16 protein-coding genes and 3 pseudogenes are annotated in these 21,341 nt (G+C 63.4%); 7 read left to right on the plus strand and 12 right to left on the minus strand.

The annotated features are described in order from the left end of the window. Positions 1-31: 31 nt before the first annotated feature. Positions 32-2,209, minus strand: a complete 2,178-nt coding sequence (gene katG, locus KDD17_RS17845; RefSeq protein WP_212706488.1) for a catalase/peroxidase HPI — start codon at positions 2,207-2,209, stop codon at positions 32-34. A 100-nt stretch (positions 2,210-2,309) separates the two neighbouring features. On the opposite strand from katG, the gene KDD17_RS17850 reads away from it, so the two are divergent. Beyond that, complete coding sequence (locus KDD17_RS17850) at positions 2,310-3,221, plus strand: hydrogen peroxide-inducible genes activator (RefSeq protein WP_212706489.1); 912 nt, start codon at positions 2,310-2,312, stop codon at positions 3,219-3,221. A gap of 37 nt (positions 3,222-3,258) precedes the next feature. Here the strand turns inward: KDD17_RS17850 and KDD17_RS17855 are convergent, their stop codons facing one another. The 8 genes and pseudogenes from KDD17_RS17855 to KDD17_RS17890 form a co-directional block, all read right to left on the minus strand. Further along, positions 3,259-3,933 (minus strand): nitroreductase, encoded by a 675-nt coding sequence (locus KDD17_RS17855; protein WP_212706490.1) that lies wholly within the window; start codon positions 3,931-3,933, stop codon positions 3,259-3,261. Positions 3,934-3,942: 9 nt separating this feature from the next. Next, a complete protein-coding gene (locus tag KDD17_RS17860; protein WP_212706491.1) occupies positions 3,943-4,689 on the minus strand; it encodes a MipA/OmpV family protein in 747 nt (248 codons plus the stop codon). A 102-nt stretch (positions 4,690-4,791) separates the two neighbouring features. Then, on the minus strand, positions 4,792-6,099 hold the full coding sequence (locus KDD17_RS17865; RefSeq protein ID WP_212706492.1) for a TRAP transporter large permease: 1,308 nt from the start codon (positions 6,097-6,099) through the stop codon (positions 4,792-4,794). Next, positions 6,099-6,605: a TRAP transporter small permease gene (locus KDD17_RS17870; protein ID WP_212706507.1), complete on the minus strand. Its 507-nt coding sequence runs from the start codon at positions 6,603-6,605 to the stop codon at positions 6,099-6,101. The genes KDD17_RS17865 and KDD17_RS17870 overlap by 1 nt, the downstream gene beginning before the upstream one ends. 51 nt (positions 6,606-6,656) lie before the next feature. Next, positions 6,657-7,655: a TRAP transporter substrate-binding protein DctP gene (gene dctP / locus KDD17_RS17875; RefSeq protein WP_212706493.1), complete on the minus strand. Its 999-nt coding sequence runs from the start codon at positions 7,653-7,655 to the stop codon at positions 6,657-6,659. Between the two features lie 42 nt (positions 7,656-7,697). Continuing rightward, complete coding sequence (gene leuD, locus KDD17_RS17880) at positions 7,698-8,279, minus strand: 3-isopropylmalate dehydratase small subunit (protein WP_212706494.1); 582 nt, start codon at positions 8,277-8,279, stop codon at positions 7,698-7,700. Then, a pseudogene (gene leuC, locus KDD17_RS17885) lies at positions 8,276-9,666 on the minus strand (3-isopropylmalate dehydratase large subunit). The gene leuD and the pseudogene leuC overlap by 4 nt, the downstream one beginning before the upstream one ends. Then, positions 9,663-10,478, minus strand: coding sequence for a GntR family transcriptional regulator (locus KDD17_RS17890; protein WP_212706495.1), 816 nt, complete (start codon positions 10,476-10,478; stop codon positions 9,663-9,665). The pseudogene leuC and the gene KDD17_RS17890 overlap by 4 nt, the downstream one beginning before the upstream one ends. A gap of 145 nt (positions 10,479-10,623) precedes the next feature. Here KDD17_RS17890 and KDD17_RS17895 point away from each other — a divergent pair, with 145 nt between their 5' ends. From KDD17_RS17895 to KDD17_RS17920, 6 genes and pseudogenes are all read left to right on the plus strand, one after another. Continuing rightward, complete coding sequence (locus KDD17_RS17895) at positions 10,624-11,190, plus strand: nuclear transport factor 2 family protein (protein WP_212706496.1); 567 nt, start codon at positions 10,624-10,626, stop codon at positions 11,188-11,190. Continuing rightward, positions 11,187-12,882, plus strand: a pseudogene (locus KDD17_RS17900) (hydantoinase B/oxoprolinase family protein). The gene KDD17_RS17895 and the pseudogene KDD17_RS17900 overlap by 4 nt, the downstream one beginning before the upstream one ends. Continuing rightward, on the plus strand, positions 12,879-14,936 hold the full coding sequence (locus KDD17_RS17905; RefSeq protein WP_212706497.1) for a hydantoinase/oxoprolinase family protein: 2,058 nt from the start codon (positions 12,879-12,881) through the stop codon (positions 14,934-14,936). Before KDD17_RS17900 ends, KDD17_RS17905 begins: the two are co-directional and overlap by 4 nt. Then, positions 14,933-15,535, plus strand: coding sequence for a cysteine hydrolase family protein (locus tag KDD17_RS17910; protein ID WP_212706498.1), 603 nt, complete (start codon positions 14,933-14,935; stop codon positions 15,533-15,535). Before KDD17_RS17905 ends, KDD17_RS17910 begins: the two co-directional genes overlap by 4 nt. Continuing rightward, positions 15,532-16,389 carry an isocitrate lyase/PEP mutase family protein gene (locus KDD17_RS17915; protein WP_212706499.1) on the plus strand — a complete coding sequence of 286 codons (858 nt, stop codon included), beginning with the start codon at positions 15,532-15,534 and terminating at the stop codon, positions 16,387-16,389. The genes KDD17_RS17910 and KDD17_RS17915 overlap by 4 nt, the downstream gene beginning before the upstream one ends. Continuing rightward, positions 16,376-17,754 (plus strand): annotated as a pseudogene (locus tag KDD17_RS17920) (FAD-dependent oxidoreductase). The gene KDD17_RS17915 and the pseudogene KDD17_RS17920 overlap by 14 nt, the downstream one beginning before the upstream one ends. Before the next feature lie 17 nt (positions 17,755-17,771). On the opposite strand, the gene repC reads toward KDD17_RS17920, so the two are convergent. From repC to repA, 3 genes are all read right to left on the minus strand, one after another. Beyond that, positions 17,772-18,926, minus strand: a complete 1,155-nt coding sequence (gene repC, locus KDD17_RS17925; RefSeq protein ID WP_212706500.1) for a plasmid replication protein RepC — start codon at positions 18,924-18,926, stop codon at positions 17,772-17,774. Positions 18,927-19,102: 176 nt separating this feature from the next. Continuing rightward, complete coding sequence (gene repB, locus KDD17_RS17930) at positions 19,103-20,020, minus strand: plasmid partitioning protein RepB (protein ID WP_212706449.1); 918 nt, start codon at positions 20,018-20,020, stop codon at positions 19,103-19,105. Then, a complete protein-coding gene (gene repA / locus KDD17_RS17935; protein ID WP_212706508.1) occupies positions 20,010-21,200 on the minus strand; it encodes a plasmid partitioning protein RepA in 1,191 nt (396 codons plus the stop codon). The genes repB and repA overlap by 11 nt, the downstream gene beginning before the upstream one ends. Positions 21,201-21,341 lie beyond the last annotated feature (141 nt).

Raw genomic sequence — 21,341 nt, forward strand, 5'->3', positions numbered from 1 at the left:
GTGAAAAGCCCGGAAACTCCGGGCCTTTGTCTTAGGCAACCAGATCGAAGCGATCCGCGTTCATCACCTTTGTCCAGGCAGCAACAAAATCACGGGCGAACTTTTCGTGATTGTCGTCCTGTGCGTAGACCTCGGCATAGCTGCGCAGGATCGAGTTGGACCCGAACACCAGATCGGCGCTTGTAGCGGTCCACTTGATCTCACCGCTGGCACGGTCGCGGATTTCGTAGGTGCCGTCGTCCAACGGGTGCCAGCTGTTGGACATATCCGTGAGGTTCACGAAGAAATCCGTGGTCAGCGCGCCCTCCCGGTCGGTGAACACACCGTGTTTGGCCCCGCCGTGGTTGGCGCCGATCACGCGCAGACCACCCAGCAGCACCGTCACCTCGGCTGCCGTCAGACCCATCAGCTGCGCACGGTCCAGCAGCATTTCCTCGGCAGAGACGGCGTATTCGTCTTTCTTCCAGTTTCGGAACCCATCCGCGACCGGCTCTAGCACGTCAAAGCTCTCGGTCTCTGTCATAGCGTCGTCAGCGTCACCGCGACCGGGGGCAAAGGGCACATCAACCGACTGGCCACCGGCCTTGAGCGCCTGCTCAAGCCCGACGTTGCCACCCAGCACGATCACATCCGCGATGGAGGCGCCGGTTTCCGCCGCAATCGGCTCAAGAATGCCGAGCACCTTTGCCAGACGCTGCGGCTCGTTGCCCGCCCAGTCCTTTTGCGGTGCCAGACGGATGCGGGCACCATTGGCCCCGCCGCGCTTGTCAGAACCACGGAAGGTCCGCGCGCTGTCCCAGGCGGTGGTGATCAGATCGACGGCGGAAAGCCCGCTGTCGGCAATCTTTGCCTTGACCGCATCGACGTCGTAATCGGTCGCACCGGCGGGGATCGGATCCTGCCAAATCAGATCTTCGGCGGGGACATCGGGGCCGTAGTAGTTGACGCGCGGACCCATGTCGCGGTGCGTCAGCTTGAACCAGGCGCGCGCGAAGGTGTCGCGGAAATAGGCCTCGTCTTTGGCAAACCGCTGGCAGATCTCGTTGTAGATCGGGTCAACCTTCATCGCCATGTCGGCGTCGGTCATCATCGGCATCTGGGCCGCACCACTGCCACCGGCATCAACGGGCTTTTCGCTGTCTGGCATGTCGACAGGCGCCCACTGCCACGCACCGGCGGGGGATTTCGTAAGCTCCCACTCGTAGTTGAACAGGTAGTCGAAATACCCCATGTCGAACTGCGTCGGATGCTTGGTCCAGGCGCCTTCGATCCCGGAGGTAAAGGATTTGGCCGCGCTGCCGCCGTGGTCTGGGTTGTGCCAGCCAAAGCCCTGCTGCTCGTAGGGGGCCGCTTCGGGCTCAACGCCGATCGACAGCTCTGCCGTGGCACCGTGCGCCTTGCCGACGGTGTGACCGCCACAGGTCAGGGCTGCGGTCTCTTCGTCATTCATCGCCATGCGCGCGAAGGTTTCGCGCACGTGCAATGCGGTGCGCGCCGGGTCGGGCTGGCCGTTCACGCCCTCGGGGTTCACATAGATCAGGCCCATGTGTACCGCCGACAGCGGGTTTTCCAGCGTGGAGGCGTCTTCAAGATCGCCATACCGGCCTTCAGATGGTGCCAGCCACTCGTCTTCGGATCCCCAATACACGTCCTTCTCGGGGCCCCAGATATCCTCACGACCGAAGCCAAAGCCAAAGGGTTTCAGACCCATGGATTCGTAGGCCATGTTGCCCGACAGGATGATCAGATCCGCCCAGGACAGGGCGTTGCCGTATTTCTTCTTCACCGGCCACAGCAGGCGGCGCGCCTTGTCGAGGCTGGCGTTATCGGGCCAGGAGTTCAGCGGCGCAAAACGGATGTTGCCGCCCGCCGCACCGCCGCGACCGTCCTGCATGCGGTAGGAACCGGCGGAGTGCCACGCAAGGCGGATCATCAGGCCCCCGTAGTGGCCCCAATCGGCGGGCCACCAATCCTGGCTTTCGGTCAGCAAGGCTTTGACGTCGGCCTTCACGGCCTCAAAATCCAGACCCTTCACCGCTTCGCGATGGTTGTAATCCGCATCCATCGGGTTGGTGCGCGCACCGTGCTGGTGCAGGATGTCGAGGTTCAGGGCATTGGGCCACCATTTGGTGACAGGCTTGTCCATACCGGTGTTGCCACCGTGGTTGACCGGGCAGCCGCCCATTCCGTGAATGCTGTTTCCGTCCATCGTGCGATCTCCTGAAAAGGGTGTCTTTGTGCAATATAGGTACAGCGCTATAGCTATAAATTCCAATTCATTATTCTTAAAGATGTGATAGGATCAGGTTATGATGAACGTGACCCTGAAACAGCTGCGCTATTTCGATGCGCTCGCCCGGTTGGGCCATTTTGGCCGCGCGGCGGAGGCGTGTTCAATCTCGCAGCCCGCCCTGTCGGTGCAGATCAAGGAGCTTGAGGCGATGCTGGGCGCGCCGCTGGTGGAGCGCGCGGCACGCCAGATCCGGCTGACCACGCTGGGCCACGATGTGCTGACCCGCGCGCGCAGGATCCTCACCGATGTCGACGAGATGGCCGAGCTTGCCCGCTCTGCCGAGGGGCCGCTGAAAGGGGCGCTGCGCATCGGGATCATTCCCACCGTCGCGCCCTATCTGCTGCCCGCCATCATTCAGGAGCTTGGCCGCCAATTGCCTGACCTTGACCTGATGCCGCGCGAATCGATCACCCAGTCGCTGATCAAGGATCTGCTGGACTCCCGGCTGGATTTTGTCGTCGCCGCCCTGCCGATCTCGGAGCCTGCGCTGCGGGAATTCGCCTTGTTCGACGAGGAGTTCGTGCTGGTGCGCAGCCACGCCGACGCGCATACCCCCGTGCCCAGCCCCGAATCCCTGCCGCAGATGAAGCTGCTGCTGCTCGAAGAGGGGCACTGCTTTCGCGATCAGGCACTGTCGTTTTGCGACATGCGCCCCTCGGATCCCAGTCTGGTGATGGAAGGCTCGTCGCTGTCGACGCTGGTACAGATGGTCAGCGCGGGCCTGGGCCTGACGCTGATCCCGGAAATGGCCGTCCCGCTTGAGACACGCAACGCCGATCTGTCGGTCGCGCGCTTCACGTCCTCACGGCCCAAGCGCACCATCGGCATGGTCTGGCGCCGCACCAGTCCGCTCAGCGCGCAATTGATGGAGATCGGCGCCATCGTGCGCCAGGTCGGTCAGGCGCAGGTGGCAAAGCTTCCGCGCTAGCACAGGCTCTCAGCCGAAGCCTCCAATTCACGCGGCTTCAGTCGAAGCCAACAAACCGCGCGACCTCATCCACCTCGCGGCGGCGCGAGACGACCGCGTTGGCGGAAAATTCCTCATCCGGCCAGCCGAGCGCCACACAGGTCATGATAACTTCATCCTCGGGGATCTTTGCGTGCTCGCGCACGACCGGGCTTTGCATGATGCCCTGCCCGTTGATAACGGCGCCCAGCCCCCGCTCCCACGCCGCCAGCACAAGTCCGTAGGTCACGGCACCCAGATCGAAATGCGCGATGGTGCCACCCTCAAGGCTCTTGTCGAAGGTCACGACAATGCTGACGGGCGCATCGAATTGCCGGAAGCCGCGCATGACCCAATCCTGCCGCATCTCCTTGTCCTCGCGCGCAATGCCCATCGCGGCAAACAGCTGTTTGGCGATCTCGACTTGGCGATCACGGTGCGGCCCGGCATAGGCACCGTGATCAACGATCTCGCGCACCGGCGGCACCCCTTCGAGCATGCGGGTGGAGTTCCCCTCCCGCACCCGCTCAAGCGGGGCGCCGGTCAGAACGTGGAAATGCCACGGCTGTGTGTTCATCGACGAAGGCGCGCGATTGGCCAGTGCGATGATCTCCTCGAGCAGCGCACGGTCGACCGGTTTGTCCCGGAACCCGCGGATGCTGCGGCGGGTCTGCATCGCCTCCGTCAGCTCCATCGCCGGCGCCTAGAAGTTGAGGTTGAACACGCGGCTCAGCCCCACGCGGATCCGGAACTGATCGTCCGAGCCAAGCTGCGTCACCGGGCTGTCTCCGGCATCGCCGATCAGCTTTTCGTAGGAAACCGCGCCTTCGATCGCCCAGCGATCATCGAGATAGTACGCCCCCTGAACCTCGATGCCGGCCCCCAGCGCACCGCCGTCCGCGTCAAACGCGTTCAGCGACGATGTTGCCGCCTCCACGCCGCTGACACCGAAATAGGTATTGGCGTAATCACTGTCGCCAAAATTCACCCGCGGTCCGGCGCTGATCACCCAACGCTCGGCGTCGCGGAAAATCACATCGGCGCCCAGCGTCCCGGTCACGCCCGAATGGCCGGTCACACCCTTGCGGACCTCACCAAACGCACGCCAGTTCGTTTGCTGGTATGTCAGACCAAGGCCAAGCTCCACCGCGGTGTCGATTTCATCGAGGGCTTCGATATCGCGACCGCCGATGACCTTGAACGCGCCCCGCACGCCAAACCCGTTTGCCGCAACACCCCGCACGCCGTTGCCCGCGCTGAAATTCCCCCACCGCAGCGCACCGAAGGTAAAGCCAAGATCGGGAACCGCCTCGTAATCATCCGAGCCGGGATACTCCGGTGCCGCACCCACGCCGCCGCGCAGCGAGAATTCGAATGATCGCTCCTGTGCCGCCACAGGCAGCGCCAACACCAGCGCCAGTCCCGTCGTCCCGATCAAACCAAACCGCATTTTACGTACTCCAAACACAAAGCGGGAATCCCCCGCCGTTCGCACCACCATAAAGCAGGCTAAATCCTTCGTATACGGTGAATTTCATCCTTCACCGCTCCGTCATAGCCCGGGCAGCCACAACGCGATCTGCGGAAAGACGATCAAGAGCGCCACCAGCAGCATCGAACAGGCCATATAGGGGATCGCCGCACCGTAGATCTCGCGCATGGTGGTATCCTTGGGGGCCACCCCTTTCATCACGAAGAGCAGCAGTCCGAACGGCGGCGTGGTAAAGCTGATCTCGAGCGCCAGCAGGATGATCAGCGCAAACCAGATCGGATCGAACCCCAGCGACAGCGCCAGCGGGAAGAAAATCGGCACTGTGAGCAACATCATCGAGATCTGCTCCATGAACATGCCCAACAGCAACAGCACCGCGAACATCACCAGCAGCATCGCAATCGGGTCCAGCTCGAACGAAGTGGCCCAGCGGATCAGACCCGACGATGCACCGGAGAACGCCAAAAGCTGGCTGAACGTGGCCGAGCCGAAGACGATCAGATAGGCCATCAGCGTCACACGCAGGGCGCCGACGATGGATTTCTTCATCGCCTCCCAGCTCAGGCAGCGGAACACCACCGCAAGGATCAGTACCCCCAGCGCGCCAAACGCCGCCGCCTCGGAAGGAGTGATCAAACCGCCCACCATGCCGATGACGATCAGAACCATGACCGACAGCATCGGCAGGATATCCTTGAACAGCAGCCCGAATTTCGCGCCCGTGCTCAAGGGCTCCACATCGTAGGCGGGCGCGGCGGAGGGATCAATCTTGGTCTGGATGTAAATCGTTGCGATGTAGAAACTCGCCAGGATCAACCCCGGAATGATCCCCGCAATTAGCAACGCGCCCACGTCGATGCGCGCCAATGTTGCCAGCAACACGGCCAACGCGGAGGGCGGGATGATGATCGCCAGCCCCCCGGTGCCCAGGATCGGACCGATGCTCATGTGTTTCTTGTACCCGCGCTGCGTCATCTCGGGCACCATCAGGCTGCCCAGCAGGGCGGTTGATCCCATGGACGATCCCGACAGCGTCGAAAACGCGGTGCCGCCCAACACGGTCACATAGCTCAGCCGCCCCGGCAGACGGCCCAACAGCTTGTCGATCGCGGTGAACATCCGCGCACCAAGCCCGGTATGGAAAAAGATCTCTCCCATCAGCAGGAACAGCGGGATCGGCACCAGCGCGAAATTCGTCAGACCGCCGAACCCGTTGTTCAGCATCAGGGTCACGCCCCGCGCGCCGCCCATGAAGAACCACGCGCCAATGATATTGGCCGCCAAGAACGCCAGCGCCACCGGCATCCCGATCGCCATCAAAACAAGGATAGAGCCGATCAGCAGGCCAAGCGCTTCGAACCATTCCATTACTCGTGAATCCCCGCTTCGCCCGAATGCATCAGCTCTGCCCCAAAGACAAAGCGCGCAAACTCAATCGCCATCAGCCCGAAACTGATCGGGAAGGCGGCGGTCAGGATCCACTTGGGGAAATAATAGGCGCGCACGTCCAGATCATTGCGCTCGATATTGGTGAGCATCAGCTCAAACCCCTTCCAGGCGAGCATCGCGCAGACCGCCACGCAGGTGATCGCCACGCCCCGGCTGACGATGCGCCGCGCCCCATCGGGCAGCGCGGCGGTTACCAGTTCGATATGCACATGGCCGCGTTCGCGCACCAACCACGGCGCGCCCAGCATCGTCATATACAGGATCGCGTATTCGCTTGAGGTGAACAGCCACGCAAACGGCTGCATCCCGAGGTTGCGCATCGTCACCGATACCACGACCGAGATCATCAGCCAGACAAGCATCGCCCCCGCGATCCCCGCCATTGCGTATAAAACGCCGAGATAGAGCCTGTTTGCCGCCTGCATTCCGATCCCTCGCATGAAATGCGCCGGAGGTTTCCCCCCGGCGCGATTGGCTTACTTGTCGTAGAAGAGCTCGATCAACTTGTCGTAGTTGTCAGCCCCCTGCGGCGCTTCCTCCATCAGACCTTTCATGCGGTCCCACGTCTTTTCGACAGCGGCGCCGAGGTAGGCATCGGCGGCCTCTCCCTCAAGCGTGACGACCTGCATCCCGGCCTCTTCGAGTGCCGCAAAATCCTCGTCGCGCTTGGCGCCAAGGTTTTCAGCGGATTCAACCTCATGGGCGATGGCCACGTCCTGCACGATCTTGCGCGCCTCTTCCGACAGGCTGTCCCATTTTTCGAGGTTCACGATCACACCCAGATCGGTCGAGAAAAAGCACGGCTCGATCCGGTAGTTCAGAAACTCGTTCCACTTGAGGTCGATCAGGCCGATCTGTGTCCAGCCCGTCGCGTCCACCACGCCCCGCTCCAGCGCGGAGTAGACTTCGGTGGTGGGCAGGTCGATCACCTGCGCGCCCAGATAGTCGGTAAAGAACGCGTTGTAGACCGCGTTGCCCCGCAGCTTCAGGCCGGAAACGTCGAGGTTGCCACCATCGTCCAGCGTCGGCTCGTCGCGGGTCCACAGGTTATAGCAGACACCGCTATCGAACCAGCCGAGGTATTTGACGCCCATCTTTTCCTGATGGATCTGGTCGATCAGCTCGATCCCGCCATTCTCGCGCGTCTCGCCAGCGGTCTTGTTCGACGTCACAAGCGCGTCCTTTTCGGGCAGCGCACCGGCGTAGAACGAACCCGGCGTATAGACCATATCGACCACGCCGTTGCGCACCGCATCGGGTTGCTGGAACATGCCGATGGCCTCCGGCCCGCCGCGCACTTCGATCTGCACAACGCCTTCGCCCGCCGCATTTACCTTGTCGACGAATTCGAGGAAGGATTTAGTGTAGATCAGGCTTTCGGGAAAAGCGTGCACCGCCGTGATCGTTTCCTGCGCGTAGGCCGTACCGGCAAGTGCTGTCGTGGCGAGGATCCCGCCGAAAATCGTGTGTTTCATCTGGTCTTTCTCCCTGGTTTGGTGACGCTTTTGCGTCGGTCTTTAGGTTGCGGGCACTGCCCACGGATACGCCGCCACACGGGCGGCGGCAAACTCGGATATCTCGGCGTCGTGTTGCGCGGTCAGGTCAATATCGTCCCAGCCGTTCATCAGTTTTTCGCGCCAGACGGGATCAAGATCAAAGGCGACCTCCTGCCCCGCGATCACCGCCGTTCCGGCAGCAAGGTCAACACGGGCCTCGGCCCGCCCGCCCGCCAGCACGCTTTGTAGCTGCGCAATGGTCTCCGCATCGATCCGCGCGGGCAGCAGGCCGTTATTCACGGCATTGCTGGCAAAGATGTCGCCGAAGCTCGGCGCAAACACCGCGCGCACGCCAAAATCAACCAGCGCGTAGACCGCCGCCTCCCGGCTCGACCCGCTGCCAAAGTTGCGGCCCGCGACGATCACCTCGACCGTACCGGCGTCCAGCGGATGCCCCTGCCCGCGCACATCATGCAGCAGGAAGTCCCCGTAGCCGTCCGCGCGCGGCTGCGACATGAACCGCGCCGGGATCAGCTGATCGGTGTCGATGTTGTCCTGCGCAAGTGCCACCGCCTGCCCCGTGATCTCATGCCAGCCGCTCATGCCCGCCCCTCCAACAAGGGGCGCACGTCGGTCAGATGCCCGGTGACGGCGGCGGCGGCGACCATGGCAGGGCTCATCAGATGGGTGCGCGCGCCGCGCCCCTGCCGCCCCTTGAAGTTCCGGTTGGTGGAGGAGGCACAGCGTTTGCCCGCTTCAACCAGATCGCCGTTCATGCCCACGCACATCGAACAGCCCGCATTCGCCCATTCCAGCCCCGCCTGCACGAATATCTCTGCCAGCCCTTCGGCCTCGGCCTGTCGTTTCACTGCCGCAGAGCCGGGCGAGACGAGCCCCGGCACCCGCGCCTGCCTTCCGGCCAGCACCTTGGCCGCCATGCGCAGATCCTCGATGCGCCCGTTGGTGCAGCTGCCGATAAACACCTGATCCACGGCCACCTGCGACAATGGTGTGCCCGGTTCCAATCCCATGTATTCGAGCGCGCCGCGCGCGTGCTCCGCCTTGCCATCGGCCAGGGCTGACGGCTCTGGAACAGTCTCTGTAATGGGCAATGCCTCTTCAGGAGAGGTCCCCCACGTCACCGTCGGCGCAATCGCGGCGGCGTCGATCCGCAGCTCACGGTCGAATGACGCGTCCTCCTCCGAACGCAGTGACCGCCAGTCTGCGACCGCCGTGTCCCAGCTGTCGCCCTTCGGCGCAAACGGACGACCCTTGAGATAGTCAAACGTCACCTCGTCGGGCGCCACCATGCCGAGGCGCCCGCCCCTTCGATGCTGAGGTTGCACAACGTCATGCGCCCTTCCATCGACAGCGCCCGAACGGCCTCACCCGCATATTCAATCGCGTGGCCCCGCGCGCCGTCGGCGCCCAGCCGCGCGATCCAGTGCAGCGCCATGTCCTTTGCCGTCACCCCCGGCGCGAGCGCAGCGTCAAAGGTGATCCGCATCGCCTTGGGCCGCTTTTGCCAGATCGTCTGCGTGGCGAGGATATGCGCCACCTCCGTCGCACCCACGCCAAAGGCAAGCGCCCCAAACGCGCCGTGGGTCGAGGTATGGCTGTCCCCGCAATTGATCAGCAAACCGGGCAAGGTCAGACTCTGTTCCGGGCCAATTACATGCACGATCCCCTGTTCGGGATCCTTGAGGTCGAACAGACGTACACCGGTGGCGCGCGCATTTTCCTTCAGCGTGCGCATCATGCGGCGGATGTCGGCGGCGACCTCAACATCGCGCGTGGGCGCGTAGTGATCGACCACGCCAAACGTCAGATCGGGCCGGGCGACGGGCATTTCACGGCCTGCCAGCTTGGCGAAGGCGTGATGCGATCCCTCATGCACCAGATGCCGGTCCACCCACATCAACGAGGTCCCATCCTCGCGGCGCAAAACCTCATGCGCATCCCACAGCTTATCCAGCAGGGTTTGGCTCATGCAGCGGCCTCCGGCACGGATGGCTTGATCACCGGCTCCCAGTGACGCCCCTCGCCCGCGCCGACCCGGCTCAGCGTCATCTCCAGCTTGAACATATCGGGGCGGTAGAGCGCGGAGAGGTATTCAACCCCCCTGCCCTGCGCGTCCCGCACCACCCGGTCCAGCGCCAACAGCGGCGCGCCGACGCTCAACCCCAGGTGCCCCGCCACATCCGGGGCGGCGAGCGTGGCGGTTACGCTTTGATCCGCGCTTTCGACCTCAACGCCCGACCGTTCGAGCAGTCGGAAAAGCGGCGTCGTCGCCAGCTCTGCCTCGGTGTAGTTCTGCGCGATTTCTTCGGGCACATAGGTCGTCAGATGCGAAAACGCACGATCCTCGATGAGCCGAAGGCGCACGGCGGTCTGCATGCGCGTGCCTGGCGCCACCCGCATGGCCTGCGCGACACCGGCGGGCGGCGCGCCATAGCTGAACGACAAAAGCCGCGCCGTGGTATTGTCCCCCATCTGCGCGACCTGCGGCATCAATGTCGCAAAATCCGCGGCGACCCCGGGGATCGGGCCAGGGCGTTTGACCATCGTGCCTGCTCCCGCGCGCCGCTCCACCAGCCCTTCGCCCTCGAGCACATCAAGCGCGCGGCGCACGGTCACCCGGCTCACGTCAAGCGTCGCAGCAAGCCTTTGTTCACCCGGCAGCAGATCGCCCTCGGCGTGCACCCCCCGCGTGATATCGTCACGCAACTGCAAATAGACGCGCCGCGCCTTGCCTCCTTCCGGAAGCCCGCTAGTTGACCGATCAACGACATCACGTGTCATGTACAATATGTCCTTCTTCTGATCTGGACGGTAGCGCAGAAAAACAAGATTGCAAGAAATCTATCTCTTTCCGAATACAAAATTGATCCTATGCTTATACGCTAAGCTGTACTATAGATAGTACCGGTTTGGAAAGGGAGATCCAATGCCCGTGATCGAGCTACACGTTATCGACGGCTATACCGACGATGACAAATCCCGTCTTTGCGCGGTCCTCACCGACGCGGTGCGACTGGTTGTGCCTGCCCCACCCGATGCTGTCACCGTCCTGATCCACGAGGTCGCTGCGGCAGGATACATGCGCGGGCGTCAACACCGGACCCCTGCCCCGGCCCTGCCCGATCCGACTCAGGCCGTGCGCGCGTTTCTCGCCGCAATGGAGGCGCGCGAGATTGACCGCGCCCGCGAGATGCTCGGCGCGGGGTTTGTGATGGAGTTCCCCGGCACCGGTCCGCTGCACCGCCTCGAAGACCTGATCGACTGGGCCAAGGATCGCTACCGATTCGTCACCAAAACCTACGAAGGATTTGACGCGCTGCAATCGCAGGGCGACGCGGCCATCGTCTATTGCCGTGGCACATTGTCCGGCGAATGGCCCAACGGCACCGCCTTTGACGGCATCCGTTTCATCGACCGGTTCGAGGTCACGGGCGGGCTGATCACCAAACAGGACGTCTGGAACGACATCGCAGAAATGAAGGATACCAAATGAGCGCCGACATCGATCCCGTAACCCTCGCCGTCCTGGCGGGCCGCATGGAGCAGATCGCCGACGAGATGGACGCGACGCTTTTCCGTGCGGCGTTCAATCCGATCATCGCTGAAGCACATGACGCCTCGCACGGGCTTTACCATGCGACGTCGGGCGATACGCTGGTGCAGGGCAAATCCGGTCTGCCGATCTTTGTCGGCGTGATGAGCTTTGCCGTAAAGGCGGTCATCGACAAGGCGGCGGAAAACGGCGATCTTGCCGATGGCGACGTCTATATCTTCAATGACGCGCATCTGGGCGGCACGCATCTAAGCGATATGCGCCTTGTCAGACCCTACTTTCACGACGGAAAGCTGTTTTGCTACCTCGCGAGCGTCGGCCATTGGCACGACGTGGGCGGCGCGGTGCCCGGCAACTACAACCCGGCGGCCACGGATGCCTTCCAAGAGGCGTTCGTGCTGCCCCCCGTGCGGCTGGTCAAAGGTGGCGAGACGCAGACCGACATCGTCGATATCCTGATGCGCAACACCCGCCTGCCACAATCGGCCCAAGGCGATCTGAACGGCCAGCTTGGCGCGCTGGATCTGGGCGTCAAACGCATGGACGAGCTGCTCGCCGACTACGGCGCCGACACCGTGCACGCGGGCCTCGACGCCCTGCAGGACCGCGCCGAAGCGCTGATGCGCGCCGAGCTGACGGATCTGCCCGATGGCCGCTGGGAGGCGGAGGATTTCCTCGACAACGACGGCATCACGGACGAGCCGCTGCCGATCCGTGTGGCCCTTGAGATCAAGGGCGACCGCATGACGCTGGATTTTGCGGGCACCGCGCCGCGCTGCGCGGGGCCGGTCAACATCGCCCTGCCCACCGCCGTCGCCACCGCCTATGTCGCGATCAAGCATATCTTTCCCGCGCTGCCCGCCAACGCGGGTGTGATGCGCCCGATTGACGTGAAAATCCCCGACGGCTCGCTGCTCTCGGCGCCCTTCCCCGCGCCCGTCGGCGGCTATACAGAGACGATTTTGCGCATGATCGACGTGATCTTTGCCGCGGCATCGCATGCCGCCCCGAACGCGTCGTCGCAAACGCCTACGGCACGATCAACGCGCTCTCGATCTCGGGCACGCGCGAGAACGGCAGCCCCTGGGTCATGTTCAGCTTTTACGGCGGCGGCCACGGCGGATCGGTGGAAAGCGACGGGCTGAACCACGGGAACGCGCCGATTTCCACGGCCACGATCCCCCGATGGAGATTCTTGAGGCCGCCTATCCGGTGATGTTCAAACAATGGTCCCTGCGCCCCGACAGCGCGGGTGCAGGCAAGCATCGCGGCGGCATGGGCGCCACCTACGAGATCGAAGTGCTGGAAGGGAACGGCGCCAAGGCGTTCCTGTTCGGCGAGCGGGGACGCTACGCCCCCATGGGCGCACAGGGCGGTGGCGCGGGCGCGCTCAATGTCTTTTCGTATGAGCAATCTGATGGCTGGCACCACCCGCCCATGGCGTCGAAAATGGTGGGTATCAGGCTCGAACAAGGGCAATCCGTGCGGCTCGACACCCCCGGCGGCGGCGGCTACGGCCCGGCGTCTGACCGCGCGCCCGAAGCGGTGGCACGGGACGTCGCCGCGGGATTTCTAAGCCCTGACAAGGCAGACGAGGACTACGGCCCGGCGTGGCAGGAGGCAGCACAATGAGCAAGATGATCGGCGTCGACGTAGGCGGAACCTTCACGGATATCTTTGTGCTGGATGAGGCAAAGGGCGTGGCCGAAGTGGCCAAGGTGCCGACCTCCCGGCCCGACCAGTCGGCGGGGTTTCTGGCCGGGATAGGGTCGAAAGTGGACGATCTGTCGTCTGTGTCGGTCGTCGTGCACGGCACAACCGCTGGCACGAACGCGCTGTTGGAGCGTAAGGGTGCCCGCATCGGTGTCATCACCACCCAAGGGCTGCGCGACGTGCTGGAAATGCGCCGCCGCGACCGGCCCCGCACCTGGGGCCTGCGCGGGGATTTCACGCCCGTGGTCGACCGCGCGCTGCGGCTCGAAGTGTCTGAGCGGACGCTGGCCGATGGCAGCATCCGCACGCCCGTGGACATTGACGCCGTCACCACCGCCGCGCAGCAGCTCATTGACGATGGCTGTCTGGCCGTGGCGATCCTGTTTGCCAACGCCTACGCCAACCCCGAAAACGAGGCGAAGGCGGTGGAGGCCGTGCGCGCGATGTGGCCCAATGAGCATGTCTCCTGCTCCTCGGAAATCCTGCCGGAAATCCGCGAATTCGAACGCTTTTCCACCACCGCGCTCAACGCCTATCTGCAACCCGAAGTATCCGGCTATCTGGGGCGTCTAGAGACTGCTTTGAAGGGCGATGGCTTTCAGGGCGAGTTCATGATCGTGCAGTCCAACGGCGGCGTGATGGATGTGGACACGGCGGCGAAACTGCCCGTGCGCACCGCGCTCAGCGGCCCGGCTGCCGGGGTGATCGCCGCGGGCTACATCGCGCAAGCGGCGGGTTTCCCCGACATCATCACCGGCGACATGGGTGGCACCTCCTTCGACGTCTCCCTGATCGCGGACGGACACTCCATGCTGTCGCCGCAGACCTCGATTGATTTCGGCATGGTCGTACGCTCCCCGATGATCGAGATCACGACCATCGGCGCCGGCGGCGGCTCCATCGCCTGGGTCGACAAGGGTGGTCTGCTCAATATCGGACCGGAAAGCGCGGGCTCCACGCCCGGCCCCGTCGCCTACGGGCAGGGTAACACACGGCCCACGGTGACAGACGCGAACGTGGTTCTTGGCCGGATCGACCCGGAAAACCCCATCGGCGGCAAGCTTGAGCGCCTCGACGTGGAGGCCGCCAAAGCCGCGATCCTCAAACACGTGGGCGATCCGCTGGGCCTAGACGCGCTCGCCGCCGCCGAAGCCATCCTGCGCGTCGCCAACAGCCGCATGGCCGGCGCGCTGCGCCTTGTTTCGATCGAGCGGGGGTTTGATCCCAAACGCTTTGCCTTCATGCCCTTCGGCGGCGGCGGCGCGCTGCATTCCGGCGCCATGCTGGCAGAGGTCGGGCTGGCCCGCGCCATCGTGCCCCGCTACCCCGGTGTGACCTCCGCCATGGGCTGCGTCATCGCCGACATGCGGCAGGATTTTGTGCAGACGGTCAACGCCATGTTGGGCGGCCTCGACACCACCGCCCTGACCGAACATATGCAGCGCCACGTGGACAGCGGCCTTGCCACCCTCGACGCCGCCCGCACCACGTTCGAGGCACGCGAGACGGCCTTTACCCTCGATATGGCCTACGCGGGTCAGACCCATACAGTCAGCGTCCCTCTACCCGTCACCGTGGACGCAGGCATCGTACAGGCCCCGACCGAGGAACAGATCGGCGCGGCCTTTGATACGACTTACCGCGAAACCTACGGGCGGCTTTTGCCAAATGGCGCACGCCGGGTGATCAACCTGCGCTCTGCCGTGACCGGCAAACGCCCACGCTTTGATCTGGCGACCCTCGCGCCCGAAGGTGGCTCCGTCGAAGGGGCGCTGAAAGGCACGCGGCAGGTGCACTTCGACGGCAGCTGGCATGAGACCCAGATCTACCGCAGGCTTGAGCTGCCCGTGGGCGCCGAAATCCCCGGCCCCGCGATCCTTGAGCAGCCAGACACAACCGTCCTGATCGAACCGGATCTTGTGGGCCGCATCGACAGCTACGGCAACACCCTCATCGAGAGGAAAGCACCATGACCCCCGACCGCACCGCCCTGCTGACGATTGATCTGCAAAACGATTTTCTGCACCCCGACGGCGCCTACGGCCGCGCGGGCCAGACGGCGGAGGCAATCACCGCCCTGCCCGACCGCATCGCGCCCGTGCGCGATGCGCTGGTGGCCGCCGGTGGCGTCTATATTTCGGCGCAGTTCACGTTGGTGCCGGGACGGGGCGGCGCGCCACTGATCGCCCCGCATCTGGCCAAGCTGCGCCCGTTTTTGACCAAGGGCGACTTTGCCCCCGGCGGGTTCGGTCACAGCCTCGTTGACCGCCTCGCCCCGGCCGATTTCACAGTGGAGAAAGTCGCCTATTCCGCCTTCTACCAGACCCGGCTCGAATACATCCTGCGCGCGATGGAGATCGATACGCTGATCGTCGGCGGCATCGTCACCAACGGCGGCGTCGCCTCGACCCTGCGCGACGCGCATCTGCGCAATATCCACACCTACACGCTCACCGACGGATGTGCCGCGTTTGACATGTCGGTGCACGAGGCGACGCTCACATCGCTCGGCACCGTGACCGAAGCACTCACCTGCGGCGAGATGATTGCCCGGATCGGAGAGGCATCATGAGCCTGCGCACCCGCCTGCAAGACAGCGCAATCCTCACCGCCCCCGGCGTCTACGATGGGCTGACGGCCGCCATTGCCACCGATGCCGGGTTCGAGGCGCTGTATCTGTCGGGCGCTGCCGTTGCCTATACGCGCCTTGGGCGGCCCGACATCGGGCTCAGCACCGCATCGGAAATGGCCGATACCATGGCCCTGATCGCCGATCGCACCCCCCTGCCCGTCATCATGGATGCCGATACCGGATTTGGAAACGCGCTCAACGCCCGGCGCACGATGCAAAACTATGAACGCGCGGGCGCTGCCGCCTTGCAGGTCGAGGATCAGACATATCCCAAACGTTGCGGGCATTTATCCGATAAGTCACTGATTTCATGCAATGAAATGGTCGGAAAGATCAAGGCCATGGTGGACGCGCGCCGCCACGACACCCTCGTGATCGCGCGCACCGATGCCATTGCCGTCGAAGGGTTCGACGCCGCCGTTGACCGCGCGGGCGCCTATGTGAACGCGGGCGCCGATGTGCTGTTCATCGAAGCCCCCCGCGACCGCGATGAGCTCAGCCGCATCCCGCAGACTTTCGGCACCCGCGTGCCTTTGCTCGCCAATATGGTCGAAGGGGGTGCGACCCCGATTTCCGAGACGTCCGATCTCGAAGCCCTCGGCTTCAGCATTGCTATCTTCCCGGGTGGGATCGTCCGCGCCTTGGCCAAGACCGCGCAGGACTATTACGCCAGCCTGCACGCCACCGGATCGAACCGCGCGTTCAAGGATCGGATGCATGATTTCGACAGCCTGAACGATGTGATCGGCACCCGCGATATGCTCGCCCTCGGAGGTCGCTATGACGACGCCTGAGGTCGCAGCCCCCCTGCCCGCCTACGATCTGGAGGTCGAGACGCTGATCATCGGCGCCGGTGCCTGCGGCATGGTCGCGGCGCTGGCCGCCGCTGAGCGCGGTCAGGAGGTGTTGGTGATCGAGGCCGATCCGGTACCCTCCGGCTCTACCGCGCTCAGCGCCGGGCTGATCCCAGCGGCCGGCACCCACTTTCAGCGTGAGGCCGGGATTGACGACACCCCTGCCCTCTTTGCCGCGGACATTCAGGCAAAGGCCAAGGACGAAAACGATCCGGCCCTTGTCGATTCGCTTGCGACCCACGCGGGCGGGGTGATCGAGTGGTTGGCGCAGACCCACGGTCTGCCGTTTTCGGTTGTGCATGATTTTGACTATCCGGGACACAGCCGCCGACGTATGCATGGCCTGCCCTCCCGCGCGGGGCGCGAATTGGTCGATGCCCTGCGCGCGCGCGTCGAAGCATTGGAGATACCCCTGATCTGCGATCGCCGCGCAACCACCCTGCACGCGCAGGAAGACCGCGTCGATGGGGTAACCGTTACCCTGCCCGATGGAAGCCAAGAGACAATCCGCGCGGATCGTATAATCCTCGCCTGCAATGGCTTTGGCGGCAACCGCGCGCTGGTGGCCGATCACATGCCCGACATCGCGGATGCCGTGTGGTTTGGCCACGACGGCAATCGGGGCGAAGCGGTTCTGTGGGGCGATGCGCTGGGGGCGAAACAGCGCCACCTTGGTGCCTATCAGGGACACGGAAACGTGGCTCATCCTCACGGTATCCTGATCACCTGGGCCGTGATTGGCGAAGGCGGTTTTCAGGTCAACGCCGAGGGGCAACGTTTCTGGAACGAGGCACAGGGATATTCCGAGGCCGCGCGCAATGTGCTGGCTCAACCCGGTGGCATCGCCTGGAGCATTTTTGACGCCCGCATTGCCGAGGTCGCCCGCCAGTTTGAGGATTTCAAGGACGCCGAAGCGCAGGGGGCTATCCTGCGGGCCGATACACTGCATGACCTTTCGGAGGCCTGTGACCTGCCGCCGTCCGCTCTCGAAACGATCACGGATTCCCTGCCGGTGGAGGGTCCTGACGCCTTTGGTCGTCATTGGGCAAGCAAACCGCTGCGGGCATCGTTTCATGCGGTGAAAGTGACCGGCGCGCTGTTCCACACGCAGGGGGGCTTGAGATTGCGCCCGAGAGTGGGCGTGTCTTGCGGATGCAGGGCGGCGCCTTTGCGAACCTCTATGCCGCCGGGGGCGCCGCTTGCGGCGTATCGGGGAGCGGTGACAGCGGCTATCTCTCGGGCAACGGTTTGCTCGCGGCGGTGGTGTTGGGCTATCTGGCGGGCGGTCACGCGGTGGACAGGTGACACCCCGTTGACAGCTGTCAACTTGGCACCTTTCTGTCTGACAACAGCGCCATGATCATCGGTCCGGGAGAGAATGCCCCGCGGGCTGCTTTGCGCGTCAGAGCACGCAAGTATCCGCCCGGGCTTTTGATCTCACTGACACGTTGAAGGATTGCGGTTACGGTTGTTGCTGCGCTCATTGCACCCATCACGCGCACGGCCTCTTCCCAAGCATCTTTGGTGATCCCCATCATGCCCCTCACATGGCTTGCGGCGGCGATCAGACCATGCCAATGGCGGATTTCATCCCGTGCGTAGGGCGCAATATCCGGGCAGGCATTGAGTATGAGGCGCAAGGGTAGTTTCGGTTGTACGACCTTCTCGGGATCGTTCTGGGATTCTGGCTCTTTCAAATCAGATAGATCTTTATTTGAATTCAGGTGGTGCCGCTCATTTTGGCTGTCACTGGCGCTCGAAATTGGTGTTTCCAAGGCGGCACAGATCGTCTCTAAATCCTGTTGCAGAGCCCTTTTGATCCGGGTCAGGGGAGCGATGCAGAGCTTGCGGCGCATTTGTTTTTGCAGCCCGTCGAGGGAGGTTTGAATCGAGGACCAATCGCCGGGAACACCTTCGCTCCGGGCATAGTCGCACAGCTTGATCGCATCACGCCGCAGGACGGTGATTTCCGCGCGGAGGTGGCGCAATTCTGCGGCAATTGCGCGTGCCGTTTCGGCGGCGGTGATGATGTCCTGAGCGTGCACAAGAAGTGGGCGCAGATCGAAGCCGTAGGCGTGGATCACATCACCCCCGATCCCGCGCGCTGCGTAGCGCTTTCCGTTCGGACTGTCGCGCCGTTGAATCAGTCCGGCGGTTGTGAGGGCCGCGAGGTGGCGGCGCAGTGTGCTCTCCGCCATGCCGTGGGCGCGGTCCGACAAAGTCCTGTTCGACGGAAAGACGATCAGGGAGTCGCCATCGGATAGCTCCGTTTTGGGGTGACACGACAGCAGCGCGTTCAGCACCACAAGATCCCGGTCAGATACTGCAAAATCCTTCCGCGCAGTGGTGAGGTCTCGCAGGAGGGACCATTTGTCGATCCCTGTGACGCTGGTTGGTTGTTGTGCGGCCATTGCACGGTGCATCAGGCCAGCCGTCACCGGCCGCTGCCCGAAGGGCGTCGTTGCATTTACGTCCATAGATTTTCACAAAGACAAGTTTTTTGGCCCGCAGGACATGCGGCTGTTGACAGCTGTCAACAAAGCGCCTTAGATTCAGAGTTGCTAGACACGAACCAAAGGCCTCTCGGGATCACTTTCCGGGGGGCTTTTTCTTTATCGCTTGTCTGGTCGTGCCTCCTTGTTGCTGCTCTGGGTCATTCGCCGCGCTCGTTCTTCCAGCGTCGGTGAATTTCGGGCAGATGATCGATCAGCCATTGATCGAAACCTGCGGTATTCTTGGCATCCAGGCTCAGCGTGGTGCGCGTGCCGGTCTGCTTGATCTGCGCCAGTGGTGTGCCCTCCGCGTCTGCAACGGTTTGCGGTTTTGGCGGGGCAGGGCGGGGCGCCTTGAGCGCGGCCATCACCGCGTTGAACCGTGCGTCCGAGCTGGCGCCCGTTGCGGCCTCCGTAAGATCGCGTTTGCCGATCCGCTCGGCCAGGGCCAGCCAACGGTCGCGCCCGATCCCTGGGGCCGATCCAATCGCCTCGATCAGCGCCAGCGGGACCTTGTCGGCGACGGCCAGCATTCGGCTGATCAGCGTCTTGTCCATCGACAGCGCGTCGCCCATGATCTTGCGGTCGTATCCCGCATCGCGCATCTGGCGCGCGAAATTCGCCTTTTCGATGAATGTCAGATCCTTGCGGGCGGTATTTTCCTGGCCCTGCGCCAGCACGAGCGCGCGGTCGTCCAGCACGCGCACCATCGCCTTGACCGGCAGGCGCAACGCCTTGAGGGCTGCCACCCGGCGACGGCCATAGACGACCTCGTACCGTTCGGGATCGTTGGGATTGGGACGCAGCAGCACCGGCACTTGCTGGCCGTAGATCTCGATTGATTTCTTGAGCGCGTCGAGTTCCGGGTCAACCGGATCGAGCCGGTCCTTGAGCCCGGCACCATCGACCATGCTTGGATCAACTTCGACAATCGAGCGGCGTTTGAGATCTTCGATGGAGCGGCTCACGGCGCCGATGGCGCCCTTGGAATAGCGCGGTTTTGCGGCGTCCACACGGGCAGGGGGCTCGGCCTTGGGAGTGTCGCTCATCAGCCCTTTCATCAGGTCCTTACGTGCCATTGCTGCGCCCCCATGCTGCCTGGATCAACCCTTCGATCTCGCCGTTCACGGCGTTCAGACTTTCCATCGCGCGCTCGTAGGTGGCGCGGGTGAATTGCCCTTTCTCGACCTCGTAGAGCGTTTGTTTGGTGATGCCCGCGTCCGAGATTGCGGTGGATTTCAGCACCGTGTGGTTCAGCACATGATCCCCGAACATGTTGCGCATGAAGCCCACCATCTGGTTTTGTGGCCCGTCACCCGGCTCGTATCTTGTCACGACATAGCGCAGCCAGTCGTAGGACATATCGCCCCCTGCGTCGGCCACGACGCCCAGCAGGTTCGACACCATCAGCAGGAACTGGCACATCGACATCACGTCGAGCATTTGCGGATGCACCGTCACCAGCACCGCGGTGGCCGCCGAGAGGGCGGACATGGTCGAGTACCCAAGCGTCGGCGGGCAGTCGATCACGACGGCGTCATACTCGCCCTCGACACTGGCAAGCGCGTCACCGACGCGGGTGAAAAACAGCCCCTCCTCACGCTCCAGCAGGGCGCGGGGCGTGTCGTGTTCGAATTCCATCAGGTCGAGGTTGCCGGGGATGATGTCGAGATTGGTGAAATAGGTCTTCTGGATCACGTCCGACAGCGGCACCGGATCGTCGTAGCGGATCGCGTCGTAGAGCGTGCCGCCGTCGAGCAGGTCGAACTCCGGCTGAAACCCGTGCAACGCCGACAGGCTGGCCTGCGGATCGAGGTCGATGGCCAACACCCGGTAACCATCCAGTGCCATTTTTTGCGCCAGATGCGCGGCGGTCGTGGTCTTGCCCGATCCACCCTTGAAGTTGATCACGGTGATGACCTGCAAATGATCCCCGTCGTGGCGGCCGGGCAGGTAGGTGCCGGGCTGTTTTGCGCCTTTTTCCAGCATGACCCGGAGGGACTGAATGTCGGCGGGCGAATAATAGCGCCGTCCGCCCGCGCGCACCTCGGGGGAGGGGCCGCGCCCGTCGAGGTGAAGTTTGCGCAGGTAGGCGTCTTTTACGCCCAGAAGGTCGGCGACCTCACCGGAGGTGAACTTGCGCAACACGCGCTTTGCGTCGGGCGGAAACAGCTGCGCGCGATGCGCCTGTAGACGCTCGGACAAAGTCCGGGCATGCTCGCCCACGAGAAAATCGATGCGGCTGCGCTGGCCATCCATCCTGTCTGCCTCATTCGACGACCGTTTGTTACGGTCTTTTGCGTCATTCATGCCTCTTGGCGTATATAGATGGCCGGCAATCTCGATTCTGACAAGTGAATTGTGGATATCTTGTGCAGGCGAGTGTCGGTGGCACAATTC

Source organism: Sulfitobacter albidus, from assembly GCF_018200035.1.
GTDB classification, from domain to species: domain Bacteria; phylum Pseudomonadota; class Alphaproteobacteria; order Rhodobacterales; family Rhodobacteraceae; genus Sulfitobacter; species Sulfitobacter albidus.

Excerpts from the sequence above, each read along its gene's own strand:
- katG (WP_212706488.1), bottom strand. The coding sequence starts at position 2,209 with ATGGACGGAAACAGCATTCACGGAATGGGCGGCTGCCCGGTCAACCAC.
- KDD17_RS17850 (WP_212706489.1), top strand. The coding sequence starts at position 2,310 with ATGATGAACGTGACCCTGAAACAGCTGCGCTATTTCGATGCGCTCGCC.
- KDD17_RS17855 (WP_212706490.1), bottom strand. The coding sequence starts at position 3,933 with ATGGAGCTGACGGAGGCGATGCAGACCCGCCGCAGCATCCGCGGGTTC.
- KDD17_RS17860 (WP_212706491.1), bottom strand. The coding sequence starts at position 4,689 with ATGCGGTTTGGTTTGATCGGGACGACGGGACTGGCGCTGGTGTTGGCG.
- KDD17_RS17865 (WP_212706492.1), bottom strand. The coding sequence starts at position 6,099 with ATGGAATGGTTCGAAGCGCTTGGCCTGCTGATCGGCTCTATCCTTGTT.
- KDD17_RS17870 (WP_212706507.1), bottom strand. The coding sequence starts at position 6,605 with ATGCAGGCGGCAAACAGGCTCTATCTCGGCGTTTTATACGCAATGGCG.
- dctP (WP_212706493.1), bottom strand. The coding sequence starts at position 7,655 with ATGAAACACACGATTTTCGGCGGGATCCTCGCCACGACAGCACTTGCC.
- leuD (WP_212706494.1), bottom strand. The coding sequence starts at position 8,279 with ATGAGCGGCTGGCATGAGATCACGGGGCAGGCGGTGGCACTTGCGCAG.
- KDD17_RS17890 (WP_212706495.1), bottom strand. The coding sequence starts at position 10,478 with ATGACACGTGATGTCGTTGATCGGTCAACTAGCGGGCTTCCGGAAGGA.
- KDD17_RS17895 (WP_212706496.1), top strand. The coding sequence starts at position 10,624 with ATGCCCGTGATCGAGCTACACGTTATCGACGGCTATACCGACGATGAC.
- KDD17_RS17905 (WP_212706497.1), top strand. The coding sequence starts at position 12,879 with ATGAGCAAGATGATCGGCGTCGACGTAGGCGGAACCTTCACGGATATC.
- KDD17_RS17910 (WP_212706498.1), top strand. The coding sequence starts at position 14,933 with ATGACCCCCGACCGCACCGCCCTGCTGACGATTGATCTGCAAAACGAT.
- KDD17_RS17915 (WP_212706499.1), top strand. The coding sequence starts at position 15,532 with ATGAGCCTGCGCACCCGCCTGCAAGACAGCGCAATCCTCACCGCCCCC.
- repC (WP_212706500.1), bottom strand. The coding sequence starts at position 18,926 with ATGGACGTAAATGCAACGACGCCCTTCGGGCAGCGGCCGGTGACGGCT.
- repB (WP_212706449.1), bottom strand. The coding sequence starts at position 20,020 with ATGGCACGTAAGGACCTGATGAAAGGGCTGATGAGCGACACTCCCAAG.
- repA (WP_212706508.1), bottom strand. The coding sequence starts at position 21,200 with ATGGATGGCCAGCGCAGCCGCATCGATTTTCTCGTGGGCGAGCATGCC.